Consider the following 19693-nt stretch of genomic DNA (forward strand, 5'->3'; position numbering starts at 1 on the left):
GTAAGCGTCACAGAAAAGTTGTCGACAATAGAAAAAGACCACGACTATATACAGCCGTGGTCTTCTCACAACCATCGCCTTGCGTAGATTGCCCGAAAAAGCGTGGATCAGTTGCCGGCGCCTATGCCCGTAAATGTATCGGTGCCAACTGGCGGGGTATAGCCAGTAAGCGCCAAGGTACAGGTGCCGGAGGTGCCATTCGGTGTCAGCGCGACTGAAGCAACACTATAGTTAGCCGGCAAGCCACCTTGCATGACGCCACCTACCTCATTGCAATTGCTGACTTTTACGCACTTGTTGGTTGTCACGGCATTATTTGTCGCGGCACATCCCGCATAATTGATTGACATTGCAGATGCAGCGGCGCCTTTTACACCCTGAAAGGCGGCATCTTGTGCATCAGAGCGTAAGTCAATGAACTTCGGAAGCGCCGTTGCCGCCAGAATGCCAAGAATGACAATTACAACTACCAGTTCGATCAGGGTAAAACCTTTTTGCATAGCTTTCATCACCAACTCCTAAAAATTAAAAAATTAACATCCGGTCGTGGTCAGCCCGCTGATCGTTGCCGCAGTATTCGGCGCCGTCGGTTGGGTATAGGTAAAGAAACAGGTCGCTGCTGTTGTTGCGCCGAGGACGCCAAAGGTGGCGACACCGCCGGCGACATCATAGGTATAGCCCTCGGCCTGCAGTTGCGCCGCGGTCGGGTTGAAAACGCCGGTCAGACCGGCCATGGACAGGATGCCGGCGGTGCCGATTGCCGTCACCGCCGGGTAGGCGTAGACCATGTTGATGAGGCCACTTTCAGTACAAATGGTGCCGCTCGCCCCGGTCGCGTTATCCGCCGTGCCGCCACCGGCGCAAGGTGCCGTATCGGCAATGCCGGCCCGCGAAAACGCGGTGGCATGGACCAGCGCCGAGGCGGCCGAAACGCTGCCGCGAGCTGCCTGCAACTTAGCTATGCGGGCGTCACGCTGCAAATTGACGAAACGCGGCAAGGCAACTGCCGCCAGAATGCCGAGAATGATGACAACAACAATCAGCTCGATCAGCGTAAAGCCAAACTGGCCTTGCCTGCGATGGGCGGGTTTATGGTTCATGTCAGGCTTAACGGGTATAAGTTTTATTACTTTAGACATATTCACATTCCTTCTCAACATTTATTCTCGTTGATCTTCAAGTCGCAACAATCCGACGCCAGCCACAACAGCTCTCGGGCTGTCCACATTGCCGTCGCGGCTGAGCCTGAATCTGGCCCGATGCCCATCGCGAAAGCGGTAAACAAGCTCCTTTGCCCTGCGGTCGTAATACCAGACTGCCTTGCTGTCCGGCACAACCTCCACTTCCCCCACATAGTTTGCCGGCCGAGCAGCCACCCACTCGAGCGGGTTGTCGCTCTTCGGCAAACTGCCGCCAAAGGTTTCCCGGTGCGCCACCACCTCCATCAAGCCAATTCGTATCGCCGACACTTCAGACTGCACGCTGGCTTCTTCCATTTCATTGCTCATTCGCCCCAACGCCTTCAAAAGCACCAAAGCGAGAATGCCGATCAGGACGACGACGACCGCGAACTCGTAATAGCGCCGCATGTATGCATCAACGCTTGATGGCGACCTTGCCGAGGTCCCACATCGGCAGGAAGATACCAAGCGCCAGTACCAGCACCAGCGCGCCCAAACAAACGATAAGAATTGGCTCGATCTGCTGGCCGAGCGTTTTCAGTTCATATTCGACTTCGCGCTGGTACATCTGGCCAACTTCTTCGAGCATGTCATCGAGCGCCCCGGATTCCTCGCCAACCGAAATCATCTGGAGCACGACAGGTGAGAAAAACCCCGAGGCAATGGCCGAACGGACGACGCTTTCGCCACGTTCGACGGTATCGCGCATGCCTTCGATCTTGGCCGCGATGTAGCTGTTATCGACGGTCTGCGATGAATTGGTCAGTGCCTGCATGACCGGCACGCCACTGCGCATGCCAAGGGCAAAACTGCGGGCAAAGCGGGCCATCGCCGCCTTGCGGACGATTTTTCCGGCAATCGGAAAACGCAACAGCAATGACTCCCACTGCATGCGCCCCGCCGCGGTGCCTATCCAGGCCTTGAAAAGGAACACGGCCGCAATGGTGCCGACGAGCATGGCCGGCCACCAGGCGACCATGAAATTGGAGAAACCGAGCAAAATTTGCGTCATCAGCGGCAATTCGGCACCGAAGCCCTGGAATACCTTGGCAAAAGCCGGGATGACGAAAATATTGACGACAATGATGGCTGCTGCCATGGCCATCACGACGAACATCGGGTAGCGCAGCGCCGACTTGACCTGTTCGCGCATGAAACGCTCGAACTCAAGGTGATCGAACAGGCGCAGGAAAATTTCGTCGAGCAGGCCGGTCGCCTCGCCCACCCGCACCATGGAAATATAGAAGGGGTTGAACACCTTGGGATGACGCGCCAGCGATACCGATAGTTCGCGGCCCGCCTCCAGGCTTTCGCGCACATCGCGAATCACTTCCTTCATCGCCGGGTTGGTTGCCGACTCCTGCAAACCGCTCAGTGCACGCATGATCGGCACGCCAGACTTGAGCAGCGTGTGAATCTGCCGCGAGAAAAGCAGGATATCAACGTGTTCGACCTTGGGCTTGAACAAATCGAAGCCACCATCACCGGCGCTCTTTGCCGCGGCGCGGGTCTCCTGAATCGAAACCGGTGTGATGCCGCGCCCAAGCAGTACGTCAGCCACGCCGCCCGAGCTGGCGCCTTCCAGCACGCCTTCGATCAGCTTGCCACCGCCATCCCGTCCCTTGTAGGCAAAGTTGGCCACGCCGGCTTATTCCTCGAACTGGTTGCTGACACGCATGGCCTCAGCCACCGTGGTCCGGCCGGACAGAACCAGGCGGACGGCATCGCGGCGCAGCGTCTCGCCACCCATCTGCTGGCGGGCGACACGCATGAACTCACCCGGGTCTTCGTGGTTGATCGCTTCGACCACGGTATCGCTCATTTCGAGGAATTCGTAGACCCCGCTCCGCCCCTGATAGCCTGTATTGGCGCAATGGGCGCAGCCACGACCATGATGATAGGCGTGGTCATCAATGCCATTCCCCAGCTCGTAGCGCAGCCATTCATGCTCGCTCGGCGTCGGCGCATAGGCTTCACGGCAGTTGCTGCAGATCAGCCGGACCAGACGCTGGGCGATGACCATATGAACCGACAGTGCGACCATGTAGCGCGGCACGCCCATGTCGAGCAGGCGGATCGGCGTCGATACGGCGTCGTTGGTGTGCAGGGTGGACAGCACAAGGTGGCCGGTCATGGCGGCGCGCATGCCGATTTCGGCCGTTTCCTGGTCGCGCATTTCGCCGATCAGCACGATGTCCGGGTCCTGGCGCAGCACGGTACGCAGCACGCGCGAGAAGGAGAGATCGATCTTTTCGTGCACCTGCACCTGATTCAGGCCACCCAGCCGGTATTCGACCGGGTCTTCGACGGTAATGACCTTCTTTTCCGGGCTGTTCAGTTCATTCAGCGCGGCGTAGAGCGTCGTCGTCTTGCCTGATCCGGTCGGGCCGGTAACCAGCACCATGCCGCTCGGGCGTTTCAACGCATGGCGGAGACGCTCGAGGACGCGAGGCGGCATGCCGATCTTGTCGAGTTCGAGCAGGCCGGTGTTCTGGGCGAGCAGCCGCATGACAACCGATTCGCCGTACTGGGTGGGCAAGGTCGAGATACGGACGTCGACCGGATTGGCGCGCACCTTGATATTGAAACGGCCATCCTGCGGCAGGCGTTTTTCGGAAATATCGAGCCCGGACATCAGCTTGAGGCGCAATGCGACGGCCGATGAAACCTTGGCATCGGCTTCGGTCTGGATGTGCAGCACGCCGTCGATACGAAAACGGATGCGCAGTGATTTTTCCTGCGGCTCGAAATGGATGTCGGAAGCGCGCAGACGCATGGCTTCCTCGAACACTGTTTGCAGCAGCTTGACGACCGGCGCATCTTCGGCGCCCGGATTGAGGCCGAGCAGGTCGCCGAACTCGATCGGCATGTCGCCGAGTTCGGCGGTCAGCTCCTTGGCCAGGCCGGTAATCTGCTCGCCACGGTGATAGACGCGGTCGACCATGGCCAGCAACTGGCTTTCGGTAACGACGGCGAGGTCGATCTCGCGTTTGACCAGACGGGTGATTTCGTCATAGGCCTGCAAGTCGGTCGGATCGGCCAGGCCGATCTGCAAACGGCCGTCCGGCAACTGTTCGAGCACCATTGCCCGAAAACGCCGGGCCGGCGCTTCCGGTAACAGTTTGATCAGATCCGGCTTGGGCGTGAAATTCTTGAGGTCAATGAAGGGAATCCGCAACTGTCGGGCCAGCGCCTGCGAGATGCCTTCCTCGGTGACGTAGCCGCTCTCGACGAAGACGCGCCCAAGCTTGCGCCCGGTGCGTTTCTGCTCGTCGAGCGCGATTTTCAGTTGTTCTTCGGTCAGCAGGCCTTGCTGGATCAGCAGGTCACCAAGCCGGACTTTTTGCGGGGGGGGCATCCCGACCTCCAAAACACCTTAAGAAACTGCGTTAACAATATGAAGTTACGGCTTAAGTTTCCACAGTAGACGTTTTTTCACCCCCCGACAAGTCAGCTACGCCAATAGTTCCCGGGCGGCTGACGATCAGCGATGCCGGTTGCCGCTGTGATGTTGCTGCGGCCGTGCCGGTTTTTGTGCTGTTTTTTGTGCCTGTGGCCGGCCGGGTTGCGGCTTACGTGCGCCGCGCGGCGGCTGCACCGGCTTTGGCGGCGCGATAGCCGATGCCTCAAAGCCCGGAATGACGAGGCGCTCGAGATCGCGCTTGATCAGTCGCTCAATGTCGCGCAGGTTGCCGCGCTCGTCGTGGCTGACCAGAGAGATCGCCTTGCCTTCCATGCCGGCACGGCCGGTACGACCGATGCGATGGACGTAGTCTTCGGCGACATCGGGCAGTTCATAATTGATGACGTAGGGCAGCGCATCGATATCGATGCCGCGCGCCGCAATATCGGTCGCCACCAGCGCCACCAGCTTGCCATCCTTAAAATCGGTCAGTGCCCGCGTCCGCGCTCCCTGCGATTTGTTGCCGTGGATGGCGGCTGAACTGATGCCGGCTTTTTCCAGCGTCTTGGACAGCGCATCGGCACCATGCTTGGTCCGGGCAAAAACGAGCACCTGATGCCAGCCGCGGGTTTCGAACAGATGGCAGAGCAATGCCTTCTTCTGGTCGCGGTTGGTTTCGATGACGCACTGAGCCACCGTTTCGGCCGCGGTATTGCGCGCGGCGACATCGACCGAGGCCGGATTGTGGAGCAGGCCTGCGGCCAGTTCGCGGATGTCCGGCGAAAAGGTGGCCGAGAACATCAGGTTCTGGCGTTGTTTCGGCAGCAGGGCAATGATCTTGCGGATATCGCGGATGAAGCCCATGTCGAGCATGCGGTCAGCTTCGTCGAGAACCAGAATCTCGACCGCAGAGAGATCGACCGTGCGTTGCTGAATGTGATCGAGCAGGCGGCCCGGTGTCGCCACCAGGATATCGACGCCACGGCGCAGGCCGGCGATCTGCGGATTGATGCCGACGCCACCAAAGACGGCCAGCGAGACGACCGGCAGATGCTTGCCGTAGGTGCGCACGCTTTCCTCGACCTGAATGGCCAGTTCACGCGTCGGCACGAGGACCAGCACGCGCGGCTTCTTGGTGACGCGGGCGAGATGTCCGGCTGGGCCGCTGAACAGGCGGTGCAGGATGGGCAGCGTGAAGCCGGCCGTCTTGCCGGTGCCGGTCTGGGCCGTGGCCATCAGGTCGCGACCAGTCATGACGGCCGGAATGGCCTGCTGCTGGATGGGGGTCGGCGTGTCGTAACCTTGGTCGGCAACGGCACGCAGGAGTTCGGCCTTGAGGCCGAGATCGGAAAAATGCATGGGAATCCTTGGATAAAGCCTGACCGGAGGGGCCAGGGAGCAACGATGCAGCGAGGGTCAGGAGAAACCGGATTTCAAATTTGGGCATTTTTTCCGGTTGACCGTGGAAAGGTCGGTTAACCCCAAAAAAGCCCTGCTCCGGTTGTTTGCGCCCCCTCGCTGTCGGCGCGTGAAAAATTCAGACGATCAGATAAGGGCCAAACCCCGTTCGAGGTCGGCCTGCAGGTCCTCCACCGCTTCGAGGCCGACAGCAATGCGCAGCAACCCTTCGCTGATGCCGGCCGCGGCCCGGGCTTCCGGGGAAATGCGGCCATGCGTGGTGGAGGCGGGATGGGTAATGGTGGTTTTGGTGTCGCCAAGATTGGCGGTAATCGACAGCAAGCGACAATTATCGACGACCTGCCAAGCTTGTTCTCGCGCGCCCTTGACTTCGAAGGCAACGATGGCGCCGCCCGATTTCTGCTGGGTTTTCGCCAGTTCGTGCTGCGGATGCGAGGGCAGACCGGGATAGAAAACGCGCGCCACTTTCGGATGCGCTTCGAGCCATTGGGCCAACTGCAGCGCATTGGCCGATTGCGCCTCAACCCGCAATTTCAGCGTTTCGAGGCCCTTGAGCAGCACCCAGGCATTGAACGCCGACAGCGTCGGACCCGCCGTGCGCAGGTACTTGAAGACTTCTTCGGTCAGTTTCTTCGGACCGCAGACGGCACCGCCCAGGACGCGGCCTTGCCCATCAAGGAACTTGGTCGCCGAATGAATGGCCAGATCGGCCCCCATGTCGAGCGGACGCTGCAGGATGGGCGTACAGAAACAGTTGTCGACGGCAACCAGAATACCCTTGGCGTGGGCGATCCCGGCCAGTGTCCGGATGTCGGCGATTTCAGTCAGCGGGTTGGACGGCGTCTCGAGGAAAAACAGTTTGGTTTCCGGACGGATCGCCGCTTCCCATGCCGCCGGATCGGTATGCGACACAAAGGTCGTCGTAATGCCGGTTCGCGACAGGATGTTGTTGAACAATTGCACCGTAGCGCCGAACAGGCTGTTCGAAGCGACGATGTGGTCGCCCTGCTTGAGGTGGGCCAGGACGGCAGCCATGATCGCCGACATGCCGCTCGCCGTGGCGACGCAATCCTCGGCGCCCTCCAGGGCAGCAAGACGCTCCTCGAACATGGTGACGGTCGGGTTCGAGAAGCGGGCGTAAACGTTGCCGTCTTCTTCGCCGGAAAAACGCTTGGCTGCCTGCGCCGCGCTTTTGAAGACGAAACTGGAGGTCAGGTAGAGCGCTTCGGAATGCTCGCCGAACTGGCTGCGCTGCTGGCCGGCACGAACGGCCAGCGTTTCCGGACGGTAATCGGGCAAATCAGACATGGTCAATCCCGTGCGTCCTCGGCCAGTTGCAGGACGAGTTGCTGCGAGGCGCGGCCATCGCCGTCATCGTCGCTACCCTTGCCACCCTTGCCACCACGCTTGCCTTCGACCGCGTCGAGGTAATAGTCGTCGATGTCGCCCGTGATGTAACAGCCATCGAAACAGGAAGCATCAAACAAGGTCAGATCGGAGCGCAACGAGGTAATCGACTCCTTGAGCGCCTCGATATCCTGATACACCAACGCATCGGCGCCGATTTCAGCGGCGATTTCCTCATCCGTACGGCCCGTGGCAATCAGTTCGGCCCGGGTTGGCATATCAATGCCATAGACGTTCGGAAAGCGCACCGGTGGTGCTGCCGAAGCGAAATAGACCTTGACCGCGCCAGCGGCGCGCGCCATGTCAACAATCTCACGACTCGTCGTGCCACGGACGATGGAGTCATCGACCAGCAAAACGCGCTTGCCCTTGAATTCCTGGCCGACGGTGTTGAGCTTCTGGCGCACCGATTTCCGGCGCATCGCCTGACCCGGCATGATGAAGGTGCGGCCGACGTAGCGGTTCTTGACGAAGCCCTCGCGGAACGGAATGCCGAGCACTTGCGCCAGTTGCATGGCGGACGGACGGCTCGAATCCGGAATCGGAATGACGACGTCGATCTCTTCGACCGGGATGTGCTTCTTGACCTTCTCGGCCAGCATTTCACCCATGGCCAAACGCGATTCGTAGACGGAAACACCGTCGATCACCGAATCCGGACGGGCCAGATAGACGTATTCGAAAATGCATGGCGCGTACATCGGCTGCTGCGCGCACTGGCGGCTATGGAACTGGAAATTAAAGTCGATGAAGACTGCCTCACCCGGCTCGATATCGCGCACCATCTTGAAACCCAGCGTATCGAGGGCGACGGACTCGGACGAAACGAGATACTCCATGCCTTCCGGCGTCTCATTCTGGCCATAGACCAGCGGCCGGATACCATGCGGGTCGCGGAAAGCGAGCAGCCCATAGCCGGCGATCAGGACAACGACCGCATAGGCGCCGCGGCAACGACGATGCACGCCACCGACGGCCTGGAAGATGGCATCGACGTCAAGCTCGTAGCCGTGCGCCGCCGACTGCAGTTCATGCGCCAGCACATTGAGCAGGACTTCAGAATCGGAATTGGTGTTGATGTGCCGGCGGTCGAGGCGGAACATTTCGCCCTTCAGTTGCTCGGCGTTGGTCAGGTTGCCGTTATGACCAAGACAGATGCCGAACGGCGAATTGACGTAGAACGGTTGCGCCTCGGCAAAGTTGTAGGCTGAACCGGCCGTCGGATAACGGACGTGGCCGATACCGCAGTTACCCGGTAGCGCCCGCATGTTGCGGGTACGGAAGACGTCGCGGACCAGGCCCGGCCCCTTGTGCAGGTGAAAAGTATTGTTCTCCGCCGTGGCGATCCCGGCTGCATCCTGGCCGCGATGCTGAAGCACCATAAGGCCGTCGTAAAGCAGCTGATTGACCGGCGTTGTCGCCATTACACCCAAAATCCCGCACATAGTATTTCCTGCTTAGCTAAATCGAATTCGTTTTGCCAAATCGTCGGGCAGCCAAGGCTTGACTGCCATAACGACGGTTTCCAAAGGCGCTGCCAGCGTCGCGTTCCGCCACCACGGCTGAGTCGGCGCCGAAGTCATGCCGCCCAGCCCAACCAGCACCATGCACACCAGCACCCCGCGCGTCAGCCCGAAGATCATGCCGAGGATGCGATCCGACACGGACAAGCCCAAAGCTTTGACCATGCTGCGCACCACCATGTTCAACACGGCCATCGAGACCAGAATGCCGACAAATATCACCACACAACCAGCCAGCGTCCGCAAGGCCGGATCGCTCAAGCCGGCAAAGACCGAGTGCCCGACCGCGGCGCCAAACTCTATCGCAGCAAAGATACCGACGCCCCAGGCCGCCAGCGCGATGATCTCGCCAACCACACCACGCCACAGACCAAACAGCAGCGAGACAGCAACAATCCCTATTACAAGGTAATCAAAACCGGTCATGGCTTGGCTGCAACAACTCCGCTGATACCGATCCGTTTCATTTTTTCCAGCGCCTTGTCGGCGGCTTCACGACTGGCAAACGGGCCGGCGCGAACACGGGTCTTTTTGCCCTGCGGCGTATCGAGCGGCTCGCTGAAGGTCTTGATGCCCTCCTCGCCCAGCTTGGCCCGCAGACTCTTGACGTTGGCCTCATTGGAAAAAGCACCGATCAGAACCAGATATTCGCCATTCTTCGCAGCAGGTTTGGCTTCTGCCGGCTGGCCGGCCAGAATCGCGGCGGCCCGCTTGGCATCGTCGGCCTTGGGCTTTTCAACTGTCTTTTCAGGCGTCTTCGCGGCAGGCTTTTCAGGTGACTTTTCCACCTTTGCGGCCGGTTTTTCTGCCGGCTTCTCGGCCGGCTTGGGATCCTTGGCGACCTCGACAACGCGTGCCGTCGGTTTCACCGCTGATTCAGCCACCATCGCCGCGGTGGCAGCCACTGGCGGCACAACGGGCGCCTCCGCCGGCTTTGGCGTAGTTTTCTCAACCGGAGCGATGGCAAATTTCGGGGCAAACGGCTTTTCGTCCTGCCCCGGAATGCGGATTTCGACATCCTGCACGGTCTGGCGCGGCTCGTGATCCATCACCATGGGCAGCACCACGGCGACCACGGATACGAAGAAAATCGCCCCGACCAGCCGGCGGCGGGCGCGTTTCTTGAGGTGTAACTGGGCGTCGTTGTCGTCCATGACTAGGGCTTTTTCCGAAGCGTTTCTAGCGCGCCGGCTACCGTGTAGAAGGATCCAAAGGCGAGGATTCTATCACTTTCAGCGGCCTGCCCCTTGGCGGCTTGCATGGCAGCCTGGGCCGAGGCATGGCAAATCACCTCGCCGCCAAGCCCGGTTTCGGCAATGATCCCGGCCAGGGTCTCGGCGCTCGTCCCGCGTGGCCCGCTCAGTGTCGCCAGATGCCAGATATCGACCTTGCCCTTCAAGGGGGCCAGCGCGCCAACGATATCCTTGTCGCTCAACATGCCGAGTACGGCAAAGGTCCGGTCGAAAAAACCCATGCTCGATAAATTGTCAGCCAACACCCTGATCGCCTGCGGATTGTGACCGACATCGAGGACGATGGCCGGCTTGCCGGGAACGACCTGAAAGCGCCCGGCCAGTTCGGTTTCGATCATCCCGGGACGGATCGCCTGCATGGTCACCGGCAATTTGTCGCCGAGTGCATCGAGCGCAGCCAGGGCAACGGCTGCGTTGTAGAGCTGGGTCGGGCCGCGCAAGCCGGGATAGGCTAGCGCGCGCTTGATCAACTGGCCGCCGGAACGGCACCACCAGCGCCATTGCAGACGGTTTTCGTTGGTTTCGGCAGCCGGCCGCTCGAAGCCGAAATCGCGACCGATCAGGCGCAGATCAGCGCCAATGGCTGCGGCGTGGGCCAGCAGGCTTTGTGGCGGATTCGGGTCGGCGCACAAGGCCGGCTTTCCGGCCCGGTAGATACCGGCCTTTTCGAAGCCGATGCTCTCGCGATCCGGCCCCAGCCAGTCGGTGTGATCAAGGGCCACGGTGGTGACGACGGAAACATCCGGTTCGTAGGCGTTGACCGCATCGAGGCGCCCACCGAGGCCGACCTCAAGGATCGCAGCTTCAACACCGGCCTCGGCAAAGACCTCCCAGGCGGCCAGCGTACCGAATTCGAAATAGGTCAGCGCGACATTGCCGGCCTGTTGGCGCGCCGTTTCAACGCGAGCAAAGGCGGCGCACAACGCCTCGTCGGTCACCGATTTGCCGTTCAGGCGCACCCGCTCGTTATAGGCCAGCAGGTGCGGAGAGGTATAGCAGCCGACCTTGTAGCCGGCGCGGTCGATGATGTTTTCCAGATAGGCGCAGGTCGAACCCTTGCCGTTGGTGCCACCGACCACGATGACCGGGCAGTGTTGCGCCTGTCCCAGGGCATCCTTGACCAGGCGAATGCGGTCCAGACCCAGCTCGATGCCGGCCTGACCCTTTGGGTGCAAGCCTTCGAGATGGGCCAGCCAGTCACCTAGAGTTTTCATTCGGTACACAGATCATTCATGGCGCGAAGACGAGCCGCAGGCAGTGCAAACTGCGCGACAAGGTGAAGGCGACAAAGCCAGGGATGGGCTGGGTGCCGAATCAAGCGGCAGCCGGCAGTTTTTGCAGTAGAGCCAGTACGCGGGCGACCTGGTCACGCAGCTCGCGACGGTCGACAATCATGTCGATGGCGCCCTTTTCCATGATGAACTCGGAGCGCTGGAAGCCTTCCGGCAGTGTTTCACGGACGGTTTGCTCAATGACGCGCGGGCCGGCAAAACCGATCAGCGCCTTGGGTTCGGCAATGACCACATCGCCAACAAAGGCGAAGGAGGCGGAAACACCACCCATGGTCGGGTCGGTCAGGATGGAGATAAAAGGCAGTCCGGCTTCGGACAGTTTGGTCAGCGATGCCGTCGTCTTGGCCATCTGCATCAGCGAAAACAGGCCTTCCTGCATGCGGGCGCCACCGGAAGCGGTGATGCAGATGAAGGGCATTTTGTGCTCGACGGCAGTCTGCACGCCGCGCACAAAGCGCTCACCAAGCACGGAGCCCATCGAGCCGCCCATGAAGTCGAATTCAAAGGCAGCAGCGACGACCGGCATGGTCTTGATGGCGCCTTGCAGGACGACCAAGGAATCGCTCTCGCCACTGGATTCATTGGCATCCATCAGACGATCGGGATAGCGTTTGGAGTCCTTGAATTTGAGGCTGTCGACCGGCAACACCTCGGCACCGATCTCGAAGCGGCCTTCGGCATCCAACAGGATATCGAGGCGCTGACGGGCGTTCAGGCGGTTGTGGTGGCCGCATTTGGGGCAGACCTGCAGGTTATTTTCGAGGTCAGTCGCGTAGAGCACAGCCTCGCAGGACGGACACTTGCTCCACAGGCCTTCCGGCAGGTTGCCGCGGCGCTGGGCGCCTTGCTCACGCTTGATCTTGGGGGGCAGCAGTTTGGTCAGCCAGCTCATTTTTTCACCTCATCCACACCGCGACGAATGTCTGCAACCAAGGCTTTCACATTGGCGCAGGCTGTTTCCGCCGTCGATTTTTCAATTTCTTCGATAATCCGGCTGCCGACGACAACGGCGTCGGCGATAGCGGCAATGCGTGCTGCGGTCGACGCGTCACGGATGCCAAAACCGACGCCGACCGGCAGACCAGTCTTTTCGCGGATCAGCGGCAGACGCTCAGCCACCGCCTCGACATTCAGAGCGCCGGAACCGGTAACGCCAGCCAGCGAAACGTAATAGACGTAACCACTGGCGATTTCGGCCACCTGGGCGATGCGCTCGGCGTTGGAAGTCGGGGCCAGCAGGAAGATCGGATCCATACCGTGCGCCTTCATCGCGGCGCCAAAGCTGGCCGCTTCTTCGGGCGGGTAATCGACGACGAGAACACCATCAACCCCGGACTGCGCGGCCTTCTCGGCAAATTTCTCGAGGCCCATGGCCTCGATTGGATTGGCGTAACCCATCAACACAACCGGCGTTTTATCATCGAGCGTGCGGAAGGCGCTGACCAATTGCAGCACCTTGCGCAGCGTCATGCCCTTGGCCAGGGCACGTTCGGAAGCGCGCTGGATGGTCGGGCCATCGGCCATCGGGTCAGAAAACGGGACGCCGAGTTCGATCACGTCGGCACCGGCCTCGACCAGCGCCTGCATGAGCGGCAGGGTCAGTGCGGCATCCGGATCACCGGCGGTGATGAAGGGAATCAGCGCCTTGCGGCCTTCGGCGTTGAGCCGGTCAAAAGCGGTTTTTATACGCGACATCAGAAGACAATTCCCGATTTTTCGGCCACGGTGTGCATGTCCTTATCACCCCGGCCGGAGAGATTGACCAGCAGAATCTTGTCCTTCGGCAACGTCGGCGCCAGCTTCGCGGCGTAGGCCAGCGCATGGCTGGATTCGAGCGCCGGGATGATGCCTTCGATGCGGCACAGGGTGTGGAAAGCGGCAAGCGCTTCGCTGTCCGTTACCGGCTGATATTCAGCGCGGCCAAGATCCTTGAGCCAAGCGTGTTCCGGGCCAACACCCGGGTAGTCGAGGCCGGCCGAGACCGAATGCGTTTCGATGATCTGGCCGTCTTCGTCCTGCAACAGGTAAGTCCGGTTGCCATGCAACACGCCGGGCACGCCAGCGGTCAGCGAAGCCGAATGGCGGCCGGTTTCCATGCCGTCACCGGCCGCTTCGACACCGATCAGGCGGACGCCTTCGACGTTGATGTAGGGATAGAAAATACCCATCGCGTTGGAACCGCCGCCGACACAGGCGATCACGGCATCCGGCTGACGCCCCGTCATTTCGGGCATCTGAACCAGACATTCCTCGCCGATGATTTTCTGGAAATCGCGGACCAGCATCGGGTACGGATGCGGACCGGCAACCGTGCCGATAATGTAGAAAGTGTTGTGGATGTTGGTGACCCAGTCGCGCATCGCTTCGTTGAGCGCATCCTTCAGTGTCTTCGAACCCGATTCAACCGGCACGACGGTGGCGCCAAGCAGCTTCATGCGATAAACGTTGGCGGCCTGCCGCTTGACGTCTTCGCTGCCCATGTACACCACGCACTCCATACCGTAGCGAGCAGCCACCGTGGCCGTCGCGACGCCGTGCTGGCCGGCGCCGGTTTCGGCGATGACGCGCGGCTTGCCCATGCGCTTGGCGAGCATGGCCTGACCGATGCAGTTGTTAACCTTGTGGGCGCCGGTGTGGTTGAGATCTTCACGCTTGAGATAGATCTGGGCGCCGCCGAGCATTTCGGACCAGCGCTTGGCGTGGTAGATCGGCGACGGGCGTCCAACAAAATGCTTCAACTCGTATTCGTATTCGGCGCGAAAAGCCGGATCGGCCTGCGCGGCGGCGTAGGCTTGCTTCAACTCATCGAGTGCGCCAAACAGCGTCTCGGCCACGAAGACGCCACCGTAGGGGCCGAAATGGCCCTTGGCGTCGGGGAAGTTATATTGACTCATCGGCTTTCCGTACAGCCGCCACGAAGGCAGCGATTTTCGAGTGATCCTTGGTTCCCTTGCTCGCTTCGACACCAGACGAGACATCGACCGCCACCGGGCGCACGCGCCGCACGGCGTCGCCGACGTTGTCTGCGGTCAGGCCGCCGGAAAGCACCAGATACGAGGGAAGATCCGGCGGGATCAGCGTCCAGTCAAAGACATGGCCGCCACCACCGTAGCCCTCGACAAAGGCATCCAGCAACAGACCCCGGGCATCGGGAAACGAGCCGGCGAATTCTACCAGATCAAGCCCCGGCCTCACCCTTGCCGCCCGTAGATAGGGCCGGGCGAACTGGCGGCAATAAGCCGCATCCTCGTCGCCGTGAAATTGCAGGATGTTGATGGGCAGGGCTTCGCAGGCGGCGCGGACGACTTCCGGCACCTCGTTCACGAACAGGCCGACGACATCGACAAAAGGCGGGATTCGCCGGGCCAGTTCGGCGGCGCGCTGCGGGGCAACGTAACGCGGGCTGGGCGGATAGAAGACGAAGCCGATCGCATCGGCACCGGCGGCAACGGCCGCGTCGACATCTTCTTCCCGAGTCAGGCCACAGATTTTGATCCGTGTTTTCATGAATTGTTGGTTCCTACGGTCAACCGGAAAAAACGGCCAAAATTGAAATCGCTGCTTGAATGAAAATCCGGCCGGAAAGGATTATTTCAACAGTCCATCGAGAAAATCGTCGTCCGGATCGGGCAACCCCCAATGTGGCTCGTAGATCGGGCCACGGAAATACAGGCCATCCGGCGAGAAGGTCGGTGCCGCCAGCGTTCGATCCTGCATCTGCAGCAGTTCACCGATCCAGTCTGGCGACTGCGTTCCCTTGCCGATATAGACCAGCGTACCGACCAGATTGCGCACCATGTGATGCAGGAAGGCACTGGCCTCGAAATCGAAAACGAACATGTTGCCGCACTGCCGCACCTCAGCCCGCGACAGCGTCTTGACCGGTGACTTGGCCTGACATCCCGCGGCACGAAAGGCCGAAAAATCGTGCTCGCCGAGCAGTCGACCGCAGGCATCCTGCATCGCTGCCAGTTCGAGCGTTCCATGAAACCAGCCGACCCGCCCCGCCCACAAACCCGGCCTCTGCGGTCGGTTGAGCAGCAGGTAACGGTAACGCCGGCCACGAGCACTAAAGCGTGCATGAAACTCGTCATTCACCGGCTGCGCCCAACGCACGGCAACGCCTTCCGGCAAATTCGAATTGACGCCGCGCACCCAGGCGGTCAACGGACGGTCAACCAAAGTTTCAAAATGGACGACCTGATGGCTCGCATGCACGCCGGCGTCGGTTCGCCCGGCACACATCACGCCGACCGGCATTCCGGCGATTTCACGCAGCGCGGACTCAAGCGCGTCCTGCACCGTGCCTCCCCCGGCCTGGCTTTGCCAGCCATGAAAGGCCGTACCGCAGTATTCGACACCCAGCGCAATTCTCACAACAATGCCGCTCCCATTAATCCGAGGCCGGACAGCGCCACCAGCATGGTATCGCGCAACAGCCACGGCACCAGGCTCAGATGCAGCACCTCCTGCCTCGAGGCAACCAGCGGCTGAGCCGCCAACATCTGCTTCCAGGCGCCTTTTTCCGGCGGCTCCTGAAGATTTTCGAGCACCAACGAAAGACGAACGACAACACGCTCGACGCTGAAACCGAGGGCACGAACCGGCTGCAGCAATCCCCACAGACCGGCGATCATTCCATCGTGCCCGAGGCGCAGGAACAACCAGGCCAGACAGGCCAGCATCGTCACCAGACGGGCGGCCTGCAGATCGGCTTCGGCCATGCCTTCAAAGGTTGGCGCCCAGGCCATGTCGTGTATTGCTTCACCCGGCGTGTTGTAGGCCAGAATCAACCAGAGGGTCAGCAACAACCAGCGAGCCCGCCAGACGTAAGCCGACCAGCGACCCGCCAGACCTGGCGTCAGCAGCAAGGCCGCGGCGACGAGCAGGAGCATGGTGGCATAGCCGACGAACTGAACGCCGATAACCGCTACCAGCCAGATGATCAATGCGCAAGAAGGATGCAAAACCGGGCTCCCGAAATGCACATGGCCCCTTGCGGGGCCATGTGCCGATCACAAGCCTGAATTCTACCCGCCAATACGGCCGAGTATCGTGCGAGCCTGCTCAACCAGATCGACTGAACCTTCGCCGACGACCTCCTGAAGCAGTTCGCGCGCCCCTTCCAAGTCGCCCATTTCTTCGTAAGCCTTGGCCAGATCGAGCTTGGTATTGACCTCTTCCCAATGCTCGTTGTGCACCGGCGCAGCTTCCGAAACTTCCTCGTCAGCCGACGGCGCGTCAAGCGTGGGCATGCCTGCCGGCTCGGCACTCACTTCGGCCGGCGCCGCTGGCGCAGCCTCCGGTGGTTCGGAAAGGTCAAGATTGATCGACCCGATGTCGAACTCCTGAGTTCCCATCGGCTGGCCAAGGAACATCGAATCAGTCAGCTTGACATCAAACTCCAGCGAGTCGCTATCAACAATGCCCGTGTTAACCACGGTGTCGGACAACTTGGCATTGTCATCATCGACACCAAAACTCAGGATATTGGAATCAATCAGCGTATCCGTATTGACCATCTGGTTGACCACGGTCTTGCTCATATCCTCATCCTGGCCAAACTGGATCACCGGCTGCTCTTCGGCTGGCAAGGCTTCTTCACGGAGCTCGTCTGGCAACTCTTCTCCACCCACCCAGGTGCCGAGACCAACATCCATATCCTCAGCCATCTCGGCAACTGCCGACGGCATCACCAGAGTACCGTCTGGTGAAAAATCAGGCGACGAGGCGGCTGGTTCTTCTATCAAGGCTTGCTCAGCAACGCTGAAATCAAGATTCAGACCTGCACTGTCCTCCTCAGAAGGGGCAGACTCCATCTCGACGATAGCTGGCACTACGTCACCGCCCAGGTCGAAATCGAGCGCATCGGAATGATCGACAGAAACCACCGTATCGGTATAAGGCTCGACATCGACGCCAATATCTGACTGGCTGGTCATATCGGGAGCGATGGTCTCGGCGCCAAGATCGAAGTCAAGGGTCATTGCATCCGCCCCGAGGTCCATGGTCTCGGCAGCAGCTTCCCCCTCGGCCTGTGACTCGGATTCCTTCGGCAGAACCAGCGTATCCAGCTCGAATCCGTCGGAAAGATCTAGAGCCGATGGAACGACTTCGACTTCCGGCTCCTGATCCGGCTCGGGCAAACTCACCACAGCCTCCGGCACTGCCGCCGGAACCTCTACAGGAATATCAACCAGCGCATCGGCGGTCAGCGCTTCGGGCACATCAGACTCTTCCGGTACCGACTGAGCATGCGATGCGGAATACAACGGGTTGTTCGGATCAAGGCCCAAGCCAAGTACAGCAACTTTCGCCCAATCCGGACCAACACCAGCCGTCTGCGCATACAACTCACCGGCCAGCGTTTCAAACTGCTTCACGCTATGACGATTCGCGTATATCTCAAGCAACTTGGCATGAATGGCCGTCCGCTGCGGATCCTTCTGCAACGCCTCGAGAAGAATTTCTTCGGCCTGGGTATCGCGGCCATAGGCCATGTACACATCCGCCTCGGCAACCGGATCTACCTCGTCGGTATCGATGGTGCCGGGACCGGTCTGACTAAAATCGCCGGTCAGCGGCGGAATATTGCCAGTATCAATACTCTGGCCACCCGTCATGCGGAATACAGAGTTGGGCCCAAGGCTCGATGGCATCGGAAGTGCGGTCGTTTCGATGGACGAATTCTTGGCACGCCGGCGGCTAAACACGAAGTAACCGCCCAGCAGTGCGAGAATTCCGCCGAGACCAGCCAAAGGCACCGGATCCTCAAGAATGGAATCGACAAAGCTCGGCTCCGTCGGAGCCTCGGGAGCTTCGACCTTTGGCACTTCTGGCTTCGGTGGCTCAACGGCTTTTGGCGGCTCGACCGGTTTTGCTGGCTCAACCGCCGCAACAGGCTCGGGCGCCTTTGGCGGCTCAACAACTTTGGGGGCTTCAACAGGCTTCGGCTCAACCGGCTTGGCCACCTCGACAGGCTTGGGTGGCTCAACCGGCTTTGCTACTTCAGCCACCTTCGGCTCATCCTTTTTGGCCGGCGCTTGCTGCAACTCAGCCAGCTTCTGGTTCTTCATCTCCAGAAGCTTCTGCAATTCATTGACATTCTTTTCCAACGACAGCAGGCGATCCTGCGCATCCTTCAGCGCCTTGTCCTTGGCGAGCTGATCTGCCACCTCGGCTGCCTTGGCAGCAGCAGCGCCCTTGGCTGCTGGGTCGGTACGCGCCACCTTGACCTGATCCTTGCCCTGCTCGGCCGGCACCGCTTTTTCCTCTACCTTGGCCGTGATCTTGCCGGCGCTGGTCTGACTTGCAGCACCATCTGCAGCAGGCATCCTGGCTGTCGATGCGGCCAGTTTTTGCCGATAGTCATTCCAGTCGCGAGCTTGTGCGACATAGATTTTTTTCGCTTCAGCTGGAGAAATCGACTCAACCGCCGACTGCTCGGGAATATTCAGGATTGCGCCAGCCTTGAGGCGATTAACATTCTGGGCGATGAAAGCGTCCGGATTGCCTTGGAACAAGCCAACCAGCATCTGCTCCAGGGAAACACCGTCGTACTTGTTCTCGGCTGCGATCTTGCGCAGTGTCTCACCCTGCTTGACGACACGCGTTCCTGCGCTCTCCGGCTTTGCTTTCGGCTCGGCAGCCACCTTCGGAGTCGCCGCCGGACGAGAAGCGGCCTTGACTGGCGCCGGTTTAACCTCTCCAGCGCTTCCACCACCGCGAACCGTCTCGACAATCCGTGCATCCGCTACCGGGCGCGACGACTGCGATGCAAGCATTTCGGGAGGATCAAGCAGGAACGTATATTCACGCACCAAACGCCCGGCCGGCCAGTTCAGCTCAACCAGAAAATCCAGGAACGGTTCATTGATCGGCTTGACCGAACTCACCTTGACGACAGACTGTCCGTTTGGTCGCTTCTCAACGGAGAACCGGAGATCCAGCAAGACGGAGGCGAAATCGACGCCAGCCTGCTTGAATACATCCTGCGGAGCGAGACGAGCAGTCATCCCCCCGAGTTCGTCCTTTGTCGCACCGATATCCAGCTCGGCCCGCAGGGGCTGCCCAATACCCGACAACACCGTGAGTTTACCCAGGCCAGCGGCCTCTGCAATCCACGGCGAAATTGAAAGACAAGAAGCAACGGCGAGCGCAGCTGCGCGTTTCTTGAACCTGGTTTGTACAGTTCCGTTCACGGCAAAACCCTGAG

The 19693-nt window shown here is 60.2% G+C and carries 18 protein-coding genes; all 18 read right to left on the bottom strand.

Annotated elements, in window-relative coordinates; translation table 11 throughout:
* Window positions 1-107 precede the first annotated feature (107 nt).
* The 18 genes from AC07TV_RS12280 to AC07TV_RS12365 all read right to left on the bottom strand — a co-directional run bounded on the left by AC07TV_RS12280 (window position 108) and on the right by AC07TV_RS12365 (window position 19679).
* Window positions 108-509: a pilin gene (locus AC07TV_RS12280; RefSeq protein ID WP_494648643.1), complete on the bottom strand. Its 402-nt coding sequence runs from the start codon at window positions 507-509 to the stop codon at window positions 108-110.
* Between the two features lie 24 nt (window positions 510-533).
* Window positions 534-1100: a prepilin-type N-terminal cleavage/methylation domain-containing protein gene (locus tag AC07TV_RS12285; protein ID WP_494648644.1), complete on the bottom strand. Its 567-nt coding sequence runs from the start codon at window positions 1098-1100 to the stop codon at window positions 534-536.
* A gap of 60 nt (window positions 1101-1160) precedes the next feature.
* The gene (locus tag AC07TV_RS12290; RefSeq protein WP_494648645.1) at window positions 1161-1589 is read right to left on the bottom strand and encodes a type II secretion system protein; all 429 of its coding nucleotides are present in this window, start codon (window positions 1587-1589) and stop codon (window positions 1161-1163) included.
* Between the two features lie 7 nt (window positions 1590-1596).
* Window positions 1597-2823: a type II secretion system F family protein gene (locus AC07TV_RS12295; RefSeq protein ID WP_494648646.1), complete on the bottom strand. Its 1227-nt coding sequence runs from the start codon at window positions 2821-2823 to the stop codon at window positions 1597-1599.
* 6 nt (window positions 2824-2829) lie between these two features.
* Complete coding sequence (locus AC07TV_RS12300) at window positions 2830-4539, bottom strand: GspE/PulE family protein (RefSeq protein WP_494648647.1); 1710 nt, start codon at window positions 4537-4539, stop codon at window positions 2830-2832.
* A gap of 126 nt (window positions 4540-4665) precedes the next feature.
* Window positions 4666-5943 (bottom strand): DEAD/DEAH box helicase, encoded by a 1278-nt coding sequence (locus AC07TV_RS12305; protein ID WP_494648648.1) that lies wholly within the window; start codon window positions 5941-5943, stop codon window positions 4666-4668.
* Between the two features lie 186 nt (window positions 5944-6129).
* Complete coding sequence (locus AC07TV_RS12310) at window positions 6130-7311, bottom strand: O-succinylhomoserine sulfhydrylase (protein ID WP_494648649.1); 1182 nt, start codon at window positions 7309-7311, stop codon at window positions 6130-6132.
* Window positions 7312-7313: 2 nt separating this feature from the next.
* Window positions 7314-8855 (bottom strand): amidophosphoribosyltransferase, encoded by a 1542-nt coding sequence (purF, locus tag AC07TV_RS12315; RefSeq protein ID WP_494648650.1) that lies wholly within the window; start codon window positions 8853-8855, stop codon window positions 7314-7316.
* 12 nt (window positions 8856-8867) lie between these two features.
* On the bottom strand, window positions 8868-9359 hold the full coding sequence (locus tag AC07TV_RS12320) for a CvpA family protein (RefSeq protein WP_494648651.1): 492 nt from the start codon (window positions 9357-9359) through the stop codon (window positions 8868-8870).
* A complete protein-coding gene (locus AC07TV_RS12325; protein ID WP_494648652.1) occupies window positions 9356-10087 on the bottom strand; it encodes an SPOR domain-containing protein in 732 nt (243 codons plus the stop codon). The genes AC07TV_RS12320 and AC07TV_RS12325 overlap by 4 nt, the downstream gene beginning before the upstream one ends.
* Window positions 10088-10089: 2 nt before the next feature.
* Window positions 10090-11400, bottom strand: coding sequence for a bifunctional tetrahydrofolate synthase/dihydrofolate synthase (folC, locus tag AC07TV_RS12330; RefSeq protein WP_494648653.1), 1311 nt, complete (start codon window positions 11398-11400; stop codon window positions 10090-10092).
* Window positions 11401-11500: 100 nt separating this feature from the next.
* Complete coding sequence (gene accD, locus AC07TV_RS12335) at window positions 11501-12370, bottom strand: acetyl-CoA carboxylase, carboxyltransferase subunit beta (protein WP_226404115.1); 870 nt, start codon at window positions 12368-12370, stop codon at window positions 11501-11503.
* Entirely contained in the window at window positions 12367-13173 is an 807-nt protein-coding gene (trpA, locus tag AC07TV_RS12340) for a tryptophan synthase subunit alpha (RefSeq protein WP_494648654.1), read from the bottom strand. Before trpA ends, accD begins: the two co-directional genes overlap by 4 nt.
* The gene (trpB, locus tag AC07TV_RS12345; RefSeq protein ID WP_494648655.1) at window positions 13173-14372 is read right to left on the bottom strand and encodes a tryptophan synthase subunit beta; all 1200 of its coding nucleotides are present in this window, start codon (window positions 14370-14372) and stop codon (window positions 13173-13175) included. Before trpB ends, trpA begins: the two co-directional genes overlap by 1 nt.
* Window positions 14359-14985 carry a phosphoribosylanthranilate isomerase gene (locus AC07TV_RS12350; RefSeq protein WP_494648656.1) on the bottom strand — a complete coding sequence of 209 codons (627 nt, stop codon included), beginning with the start codon at window positions 14983-14985 and terminating at the stop codon, window positions 14359-14361. Before AC07TV_RS12350 ends, trpB begins: the two co-directional genes overlap by 14 nt.
* A gap of 81 nt (window positions 14986-15066) precedes the next feature.
* On the bottom strand, window positions 15067-15855 hold the full coding sequence (gene truA, locus AC07TV_RS12355) for a tRNA pseudouridine(38-40) synthase TruA (protein ID WP_494648657.1): 789 nt from the start codon (window positions 15853-15855) through the stop codon (window positions 15067-15069).
* Complete coding sequence (locus AC07TV_RS12360; RefSeq protein ID WP_494648658.1) at window positions 15852-16445, bottom strand: hypothetical protein; 594 nt, start codon at window positions 16443-16445, stop codon at window positions 15852-15854. Before AC07TV_RS12360 ends, truA begins: the two co-directional genes overlap by 4 nt.
* Window positions 16446-16508: 63 nt before the next feature.
* Complete coding sequence (locus tag AC07TV_RS12365) at window positions 16509-19679, bottom strand: motility hub landmark protein FimV (protein ID WP_494648659.1); 3171 nt, start codon at window positions 19677-19679, stop codon at window positions 16509-16511.
* Between the last annotated feature and the right edge of the window lie 14 nt (window positions 19680-19693).

The sequence above is a fragment of the Azonexus sp. GW821-FHT04F04 genome (assembly GCF_059420025.1).